This is a genomic window from Streptomyces adelaidensis (assembly GCF_016598475.1).
GTDB lineage: Bacteria > Actinomycetota > Actinomycetes > Streptomycetales > Streptomycetaceae > Streptomyces > Streptomyces adelaidensis.
The window spans coordinates 169,035-178,050 of sequence record NZ_JAEMUX010000009.1; the positions used below are offsets into that span (position 1 = coordinate 169,035).

General features: G+C 70.6%; 7 protein-coding genes. All 7 read left to right on the forward strand.

Annotated features, from left to right (window positions below; all coding sequences use genetic code 11):
• Positions 1–10: 10 nt before the first annotated feature.
• On the forward strand, positions 11–2,476 hold the full coding sequence (locus I8N67_RS07725; RefSeq protein WP_200301835.1) for a non-ribosomal peptide synthetase: 2,466 nt from the start codon (positions 11–13) through the stop codon (positions 2,474–2,476).
• The gene (locus I8N67_RS07730; RefSeq protein WP_200301836.1) at positions 2,473–3,627 is read left to right on the forward strand and encodes a TauD/TfdA family dioxygenase; all 1,155 of its coding nucleotides are present in this window, start codon (positions 2,473–2,475) and stop codon (positions 3,625–3,627) included. The genes I8N67_RS07725 and I8N67_RS07730 overlap by 4 nt, the downstream gene beginning before the upstream one ends.
• Entirely contained in the window at positions 3,624–4,664 is a 1,041-nt protein-coding gene (sbnB, locus tag I8N67_RS07735) for a 2,3-diaminopropionate biosynthesis protein SbnB (RefSeq protein WP_200301837.1), read from the forward strand. The genes I8N67_RS07730 and sbnB overlap by 4 nt, the downstream gene beginning before the upstream one ends.
• Before the next feature lie 46 nt (positions 4,665–4,710).
• The gene (gene sbnA / locus I8N67_RS07740; protein ID WP_200301838.1) at positions 4,711–5,721 is read left to right on the forward strand and encodes a 2,3-diaminopropionate biosynthesis protein SbnA; all 1,011 of its coding nucleotides are present in this window, start codon (positions 4,711–4,713) and stop codon (positions 5,719–5,721) included.
• Between the two features lie 56 nt (positions 5,722–5,777).
• Positions 5,778–6,128: a hypothetical protein gene (locus I8N67_RS07745; protein WP_200301839.1), complete on the forward strand. Its 351-nt coding sequence runs from the start codon at positions 5,778–5,780 to the stop codon at positions 6,126–6,128.
• A 192-nt stretch (positions 6,129–6,320) separates the two neighbouring features.
• Positions 6,321–7,532, forward strand: a complete 1,212-nt coding sequence (locus I8N67_RS07750; protein ID WP_200301840.1) for an IS4 family transposase — start codon at positions 6,321–6,323, stop codon at positions 7,530–7,532.
• Positions 7,533–8,078: 546 nt separating this feature from the next.
• Positions 8,079–8,654, forward strand: coding sequence for a P-loop nucleotide/nucleoside kinase family protein (locus I8N67_RS07755; RefSeq protein ID WP_200301841.1), 576 nt, complete (start codon positions 8,079–8,081; stop codon positions 8,652–8,654).
• Positions 8,655–9,016: the final 362 nt, after the last annotated feature.

The following is a 9,016-nucleotide window of genomic DNA, read 5'->3' on the forward strand; positions in this document are numbered from 1 at the left end:
GGGGGAAACGATGGATCAGTCGGAGCCGGGCGGCGCTGCCCGGAAGTACTGGCAGGAAGTGCTCACCGCCGGGGGGCGGACCGTGGTGCCACGGTGGAGCACCGATCCGGTGAAGGGGGTCGCCGTGTACGAAGTGGCGCTTCCGGAGGGGCTGTTGGCCTCTTCGGACGGTACGACGGCGCTGCTCGCGGCCCATGCCAAGGTGCTCGCCGTGCTGTCGGGCGAGTGCGAGGTCACCACCGGCTGGATGGAGGACGGACGTCTGCTGCCGTGCCGGCTCGCGACCGCGCCCGGCGGCACCTGGCGCGAGCTGCTGCGGCACACCCATGACGTCACCGCGGAGCTGCTGACCCACGCCGGCTTCCCGGTCGACGCCCTGCGGCACGAACTCGGGCTCGCCGAGCCGCCGTTCGAGACCGTGCTCGACCCGAGCGGCGCGGACGGCGACCTCGACGAGGACGTGGTCCTGCGGGTGGGTCTGGTGCACCGCGACGACGGTCCGGCGCTGCGGCTGCGGTACCGCACCGAGGTGCTCGACGAGGACGGCGCGGCCCGGGTCGCCGGGTACCACGTCACCGCGCTCACCCGGCTGACGGGTGAGCCGGACGCCGAGCACGGGCGGCGGGGCCTGCTGTCGGGCGAGGAACTCCGCTTCCAGCTCGACGGGTTGGCCGGACCGCACCGCGAACTGCCCGACTGCCGGGTGCACGAGTTGTTCGAGCAGCGGGTCGTGTCACACCCGGACGCGGTCGCCGCCGTCCACGGCGACCGGCGGTGGACGTTCCGCGAGCTCAACTCCCGTGCCAACCAGCTCAGTCGGGCCCTGCTGGTCCGGGGCCTCGGCCGCGAGGGAGTCGTCGCGGTGGTGACCGAGCGGAACCTGGACTGGATGGCGGCCGTCCTCGCCGTGTTCAAGGCGGGCGGCGCCTATCTGCCCGTCGAGCCGCACTTCCCCGCCGAACGCGTCGCCACCACCCTCGCCCGCGCCGGCTGCGAGCTGGTGCTCACCGAGCGGGGCAGCACGGCCACGCTGGACAAGGCCCTGCCCGCACTGCCCGGGGTGCGGCGCCTGCTCGTCGAGGACGCGTACGACGAAGCCCATGCCGACTCCGACCTCGGTATGGAGATCGCGCCGGAGCGGCTCGCCTACATCTACTTCACCTCGGGCTCCACGGGCGAACCCAAGGGCGCGATGTGCGAGCACGCCGGGATGCTCAACCATCTCCACGCCAAGCTCGACGACCTCGGCATCGGCGACGGGGACGTGGTCGCGCAGACCGCGCCCCAGTGCTTCGACATCTCCCTGTGGCAACTGCTGGCCGGACCCCTCACCGGTGGGCGGACCCTCCTTGTGGAGCAGGAGGTGATCCTGGACGTCGAACGGTTCGTCGACCGGATCGCGGACGGCCGGGTCAATGTGCTCCAGGTGGTGCCGTCGTACCTCGAAGCCGTCCTCGCCCACCTGGAGCAGCACCCGCGCGAACTGCCGGACCTGCGCCGGGTGTCGGTGACCGGGGAGGCGCTGAAGAAGGAGCTGGCGGAGCGCTGGTTCGCCACCGAGCCGGGGATACCGCTGGTCAACGCCTACGGGCTCACGGAGACCTCGGACGACACCAACCACGAGGTGATGGACCGGGCTCCGGAAGGGGGCCGGGTGCCGCTGGGCCGTCCGGTCGGCAACGTCCGGGTGTACGTCGTCGACGAACATCTCTCCCTCGTCCCGCTGGGCGCGCCGGGGGAGATCGTCTTCTCCGGGGTGTGCGTCGGGCGCGGCTACGTCAACGATCCCGAGCGCACCCGGCGGGCCTTCACCACCGACCCGTACCGCCCCGGCGAGCGGCTCTACCGCAGCGGTGACCACGGGCGCTGGCGGCCGGACGGGAAGCTGGAGTTCCTGGGCCGCCGGGACACCCAGGTCAAGGTGCGGGGCTTCCGTATCGAGATCGGCGAGGTGGAGAACGCGCTGCTGCGGGTGGCGGGCGTGCGGGACGGCGCGGTGGTGGTCGCCAAGGGCGCGCACCTGGTCGCCTTCCACTCCGGCCTGCCGCTCGCGGCCGAGGTGCTGCGGGACCGGCTGGCGGTCTCGCTGCCGGAGTACATGGTGCCGTCGGTCTTCCACTGGCGGGAGAGTCTGCCGCTGACCGCCAACGGCAAGACCGACCGGCGGACGCTGACGACGCTGGCCGAGCAGCTCGACGCCGCCGAGGGCGGGTCGGGGGAGGCGCCGGCCACACCGACGGAGGAGCGGCTGGCCGGCGCCTGGGCCGAGGTGCTCGGGGTGCCACGGGCCCGGATCGGCCGCCGCGACCACTTCTTCGACCGGGGCGGCACCTCGCTGTCCGCGGTGAAACTCGCCGTCGCCCTGGACCGGGCGGTGTCCCCCAAGGACGTGACCGGGCATCCGGTCCTGTCCGACCTGGCCGGGCTGATCGACACGAGGGCCGGCGCGCACACCGTGAGGGAGAAGTCGTCATGAGTTTCCTGAGCCGACGCGGCTCGGCGAGCCGCCGCCGCAAGAACACGGACATATCCCCGTCCTCCTCAACTCCCTTGCTCCTACCGGACATCGAGCTGTCGACCGACAGGCCCGCGCTACTCACCGTCTCCCCCGCCGATCCCGCCGCCCACTGGGCGGCCGGCCACCGCGGCGCCCTGCGCGCCGCGGTCACCGAGCACGGCTCGGTGCTCGTGCGCGGTCTCGGACTGCGGGACGCGGCCGAAGTGGGCGCGGTCTTCGAGGCGTTGGCCGATTCGCTGATGAGTGACAGGGAGGCCTTCGCGTCCCGGCGGACGTACGCGGACGGCGTGTACTCCTCGACGGCCTGGCCGCCGAACCAACCGATGTGCATGCACCACGAGGCGAGCTACCGGCGGGAGTTCCCCGGCCTCCTGCTCTTCGCCTGTCTCGAAGCCCCGGAGCGGGGCGGGGCGACCGGGGTCGCCGACGCCGAGTCCGTACTCGCCGCGCTGCCGCCCGAGTTGACCAAGCGGTTCGAGCGGGACGGCTGGCTGCTGACCCGTTCCTACAACAACGAGATCGGCGCGTCGGTGGCCGAGGCCTTCGGCACCGACGGCCGGACGGCCGTCGAGGCGTACTGCCGGGCACACGCCATCCGGTTCGCCTGGCAGCCCGACGGCTCCCTGCTCACCCGGCAGCGGCGCGCCGCCGTGCTCCGCCATCCGGTGACCGGACGGCGCTGCTGGTTCAACCAGATCGCGTTCCTCAGCGAGTGGACCATGGACCCGGAGGTGCGCGAGTACCTGGTGGACATGTACGGGCCCGACGGTCTGCCCTTCAACACCCGTTACGGCGACGGCGATCCGATCGGCGCCGACGTCATCGAGACGCTCAACGAGGTCTACGAGGCACACACCGTCCGCGAACCGTGGCGCCCCGGCGACCTCCTGCTCGTCGACAACATCCGCTCCGCCCACAGCCGTGAGCCCTTCGAGGGCCCGCGCGAGGTGCTGGTGGGCATGGCGGATCCGGTACGGCCGGCCGACCTCGACACACGGGACTCCGGCACAGGGGACTCCGGCACAGGGGACTCCGGCACAGGGGACTCCGGCACAGGGGACTCCGGCACGCAGGACTCCGACTCGAAGGACGAGGTGAGCTTCACATGACCGAGGTTCCGGGTTTCGCCGTGATCTCCGGCGCTCAGGTGCGGCAGGCCCTGCGGGGCCGGGAGCGGGAGATCGTCGAACTGATCGAGTCCGCCTATCTGTTGCACGGAGCCGGGGACACCGGCGACACGGTCAATCCGCCGTCGTACTTCCTCCGCTTCCCCGACCGGCCGTCCTCTCGGATCATCGCGCTGCCCGCCTCGCTGGGCGGGAAGTTCCAGGTGGACGGGTTGAAGTGGGTCTCCAGTTTCCCGGAGAACACGGCGTCCGGGCTGCCGCGCGCGTCCGCCGTGCTGATCCTCAACGACCACGCCACCGGCTATCCGTTCGCGTGTCTGGAGGCCTCGATCATCAGCGCGTCCCGGACGGCGGCGTCGGCGGCGCTGGCGGCCGACCGGCTGAGCGCGCGCCGGGGGGCGCCGCGCCCGGTCCGGGTCGGTTTCCTCGGCACGGGCCTGATCGCCCGGTACATCCACACCTTCCTCGCGGCGACCGGGTGGTCGTTCGAGGAGGTCGGGGTGCACGACCTGTCCGCCGACAGCGCCGCCGGGTTCCGGGGGTATTTGGAACGGTCCAAGGCGAGCGGACGGGTGACCGTGCACGAGAGCGCGGAGGACGTGATCCGGGCGAGCGACCTGGTGGTCTTCGCGACGGTCACGGGCGAACCGCACATCCACGAACCGAAGTGGTTCGCCCACAACCCGCTCGTCCTGCATGTGTCCCTGCGCGATCTCGCGCCGGAGGTGCTGCTCACGTCGGCGAACTTCGTCGACGACGTCGAGCACTGCCTCAAGGCCGGCACCTCACCGCATCTGACCGAACAGCTCACCGGAGCGCGGGACTTCCTCGACGGAACGCTCCATGACGTGCTCACCGGCCGGGCGACCGTGCCGGCGGACCGTCCGGTGATCTTCTCGCCCTTCGGCCTCGGGGTCCTGGACCTCGCGGTCGGCGGTTATGTCCACGACGAAGTGACCCGCTCCGGCGGACTACGGGTCGTGGACGACTTCTTCCACGAGCTGCGCCGGTACGGCTGACCGGCCGCACGCAGCAGTACGACATTGCACAACCAGGGGGGCCGCAGTGCCAGTCATATCCGTTCCCACGGACTTCAACGAGGAGGAGCTGTACGTCGATCTGCGACAGGTCGTCGGACACAAGCTCTTCCTGAAGTGCGAGGGGTTCAACTTCGCCGGCTCGATCAAGCTCAAGGCCGCGACAGAGATGGTCCGGGCCGCCGAACGGGACGGGCGGCTCAGGCCGGGCGCGACGCTCGTCGAGTCGTCGTCCGGCAATCTGGGCGTCGCGCTGAGCATGATCGCGGCGAGCCGGGGCTATCGGTTTCTGTGTGTGACCGACTCCCGGTGCAATCCGCAGACCCGGCGCGTGATCGAGGCGCTGGGCAGCCGGGTGCACATCATCTCCGAGCCGGACCCGCACGGCGGTTTCCTCGGCGCCCGGATCTCGTACGTCCGCGCGCTGTGCGCCGCCGACCAGCGGTATGTGTGGCTCGACCAGTACACCAATCAGGCGAACCGGCGGGCGCACTACCGCACCACCGCGCCGGCCATCGCCCGGCAGTTCCCGCGTCTGGACGTGCTGTTCGTGGGGGTCGGCACCTCCGGGACGCTGATGGGCTGCGCCCAGTGGTTCTGGGAGCGGCGGCGCCGGGTGCGGATCGTCGCCGTCGACAGCGTGGGCTCGGTCGCCTTCGGCGGCGCGCCGGGCCGCCGGATGATCCCGGGCCTCGGCACCAGCGTGACTCCGGCGCTGCTCGACGCGTCCTACGTCGACGACGTCGTACGGGTCGAGGAGATCGACACCGTACGGGCCTGCCACCGCATGGCCCGGCGCGGCTTCCTCTTCGGCGGCTCCACCGGCACGGTCGTCAGCGGCGCCACCGAATGGCTGAACCACAACGGCACACCGGACACGACGGCGGTGGCCATCGCCCCCGACCTCGGCGAACGCTACCTCGACACCGTCTACCGGCCGGGCTGGCCGCTGGAGCAGTACGGGGAGGACGTACTGGACCCGGAGGAGGAATTCGGCACGGGCGAACTGGGGACGGGCGAGCTGGCGGCGCCGGTCTGAGCCGGGCCCCCGCCCGCGTGGTCACAACGGATGGACCGACCGGAAAGGACGCGGATATGGCAAGGCGACGAAACCCCGGAACGAGGCTGGTCAGGTCGGTGCTGGCGATATTCACCCTGGTGACCGTCGCCCTCGGTGCCGGTGCCGGTGCCCCGGCCGGTGCCGGGGCGCAGCGGGCGTCGGCGAGCGAGGCGGCACCCGTCGAGGGCGTCGAGGCGCAGATCGAGGCGGTGCTCGCCGGATCTCCCGGCGGTCAGCGGATCGGCGTGAACCAGATCTCCTGGTCGGGCGCGACGGTGGTGCTCACCGTCCCGGGGCCAGGCGAACGGACCGCCCGCGGCCCGGACGAACCGGTGACGGCACAGGGTTCACCGAACTGCCCGCACCTGTGCTTCCCTGATGATTGAGTAAGTTCAAGGGGCTCACAGGGGTGGTGGATGGACGAGTGGTGGTTGGTGTTCGTACCGGATCCGGAACGATGGGGGCCGCTGCCGACGGAGGGGGTGCTGGGGGTCCGCGACCTACCAGCTGCCCTCGACGAGGTGGGGCTTGAGCCAACGTCGCTTCCTTGCAGGGTGATCGGCTAGTCTCCCGGACTTGTGGCTCGTGATCATGTGGTGGGGAACGGCTACCCGGAGCGGATACGCCTGGGTGTCCTGACGCGGACGTTCAGTGCGGAGTTGGTGGACTTCGCGATCGAGGAGGCCGGAGCTCGGGAGCGTGCGGTCAGGTCGTTGCCGGCCCGGCTGGTCGTCTACTTCACGCTGGCGATGTGGCTGTTCACCTCGGTCGGGTACGGCGGTGTGCTGCGGGAGCTGGTGGAACACTGGCCGCTTGGGCGATCTGAGCGGTGGCGGGTGGCCTCGACGGGTTCGCTGACCAAGGCCCGTGCCCGGCTGGGTGCTTCGGCGCTGCGGGTGCTGTTCGACCGGGTGCGAGGGGTGCAGGGGACGGCGGCCACGCCGGGGGTGTTCTGGCGCGGGCTGCGCGTCACTTCGCTGGACGGCACGGTCTTCGATGTGCCCGACAGCGCGGCGAACGCCGCCGCTTACAGCCGCCCGGCCACGAAGAACAGGCGGGGCCCCTACCCGCAGGTACGGCTGCTCGCCCTGGTCGAGTGCGGCACCCTGGCCGTGATCGGTGCCATCTTCGACTCCCTCGCGGTCGGTGAACGCACCCTGGCGAAGCGGCTGCTACCGCTCGTTGAGCGAGGCACCCTGCTGCTGGCCGACCGCGGCTTTCCCTCCTTCGGCCTCTTCACGGCCGCCGCCGCGCAGGGTGCCGAGCTGCTGTGGCGGGCCGGCGCGTCGTTCACCCTGCCCGTGGACCAGGTCCTCGCCGACGGGACCTACCTGTCCCATCTCAACGGGCCGCGTGGGGCACGCGTCACGGTGCGGGTCATTGAATACACCGTGCACGCCACCTGCGAGGGCGGACCGGATCCCACCGCGACGAGCTCCGAGCTGTTCTGCCTGATCACGACCTTGCTCGATCCCGAAGCGGCCCCCGCCGAAGAGCTCGCCGAACTGTATGCACGACGCTGGACCAGCGAAACGACCTACCGGTCGATCAAGGTCGAGCAGCGCGGCGGACGCACCGCGACCCTGCGTTCGAACAGCCCCGCCATGGTCGAGCAGGAGCTCTGGGCGATGCTCTGCGTCTACCAGGCCGTCCGCGACCTGGCCACTGACAGCGCGGCCGACGCCGGCATCCCTCCCGCCCGGATCAGCTTCAAGCACACCCTGCACGCCGCCCAGCGCACCATCGGGGCGGACTTTCCCCCCTCGACGCCTGGCCGCCAAGATCCGTGACATCGGCGCCGACCTCATCCGCACCGCCAACACGCCTCGCCCCGGCCGCCGTTCACCCCGCGCAACCAAAGGCAGACACGTTAACCGGCCCACGCTTCAGGCCGATCAGCCCGCCACCGAACGCATCGCGTACACCATCCAGATGCACCGACTCACCCCACGGCCGAAGCCACCCTGACGCGATCAAGGAAGCGACGTCGGGGCGTGCCCTGGAGAGCGGCGACAAGAAGGGACTTGCAGGCATACAAGAAATGGCGCCTCGATTTGTCGTTGCCCCCGCTGAGCGGGCTCTTCTCCCAGACGACCTCGGAGAAGTCCAGCTCGGCGGGGTTGGGCTTGGCGCACCGCCAGCGGCTTCGTCATCGAACACCTGGAGGAACACCGCCCCGACCCGCAGATGGCCCACCACCATCCCCATGAATACGCGAAACTGTCCCGCGAGCCGGGATTCATCGCCTTCCGGCTCGCCAAGAACACCCTGCTCACCCCGCGACCGACGACCGACACGAACAGGTAGTTCGCTGTGCTGACCTGCGAGAACACGCCATGACCCCCACACTCGCCGTCGTGAGCGGCGGCCCCGGCACGGGCAAGACCACGCTCGCCCACGCCCTCGCCAACGAACTCGGATGCCCCGCCATCATCCGGGACGAGATCAAACAAGGCATGGTCATGTCCACCCCCGGATACCAGAGCGGCGGGGACGACCCCCTCAACTACCCGACCCTGGATGCCTTCTTCGGCGTCCTGAAGGTCCTCCTCCAGGCCGGGGTGACGGTCGTGGCCGAAGCCGCCTTCCAAGACCGGCTGTGGCGACCGAACCTGCAACCGCTCGCGGACCTCGCCCAGATCCGCGTCATCCGCTGCGCCACGCCGGCCGCGATCGCTCACGACCGCATCGTCCAACGCGCCGAGGAGAACGGCCACCGGTCCGCGCACGGAGACCACGACCTGCTCGAAGCGATCGCCGCAGGAGACCATTCACTGGAGTCCTTCGTCCCGATCTCCATGGACGTTCCCACCCTGACCGTGGACACCTCCAACGGCTACGCCCCGGACATCAAGCACATCTCCGCCTTCGTGCGGACTGCCACGGCAGAGGAAGCCCCCAGCCCCAGCTGACGGGCTGCGACCGCACGGCCGCCCCACCAGCGGGGCACAGCTCCGGCTCTGTGCGGCGGCCGGCAGCCGTTCACTGCACGCAAACGCCTCCGTCAACTTGCCCCCTCCCTGACCTGACCACGAGTGCCAGCAGCTTCCCGACCATGAAAGCGTTGGCACCTGATGACCTCAATCTTCGCTTCGCGCACGGGAGATACCTCATGACCACCACGCCCGCCCCAGCCCTCGACGGCCAGGGAGCTGAAGAAGCCGCGGAACGTTTCGGCGGCTGCCTCTGCGGTCGCATCCGCTTCACCACTCAAGGGCCTGCAACTTTTGCCCACACCTGTGAGTGCCGGCACTGCCAGAAACTCGGCGGCACC

What these genes read in the sequence shown, in the direction of transcription:
- I8N67_RS07725 (WP_200301835.1), top strand. Translation starts at nt 11, where the DNA reads ATGGATCAGTCGGAGCCGGGCGGCGCTGCCCGGAAGTACTGGCAGGAA.
- I8N67_RS07730 (WP_200301836.1), top strand. Translation starts at nt 2,473, where the DNA reads ATGAGTTTCCTGAGCCGACGCGGCTCGGCGAGCCGCCGCCGCAAGAAC.
- sbnB (WP_200301837.1), top strand. Translation starts at nt 3,624, where the DNA reads ATGACCGAGGTTCCGGGTTTCGCCGTGATCTCCGGCGCTCAGGTGCGG.
- I8N67_RS07745 (WP_200301839.1), top strand. Translation starts at nt 5,778, where the DNA reads ATGGCAAGGCGACGAAACCCCGGAACGAGGCTGGTCAGGTCGGTGCTG.
- I8N67_RS07755 (WP_200301841.1), top strand. Translation starts at nt 8,079, where the DNA reads ATGACCCCCACACTCGCCGTCGTGAGCGGCGGCCCCGGCACGGGCAAG.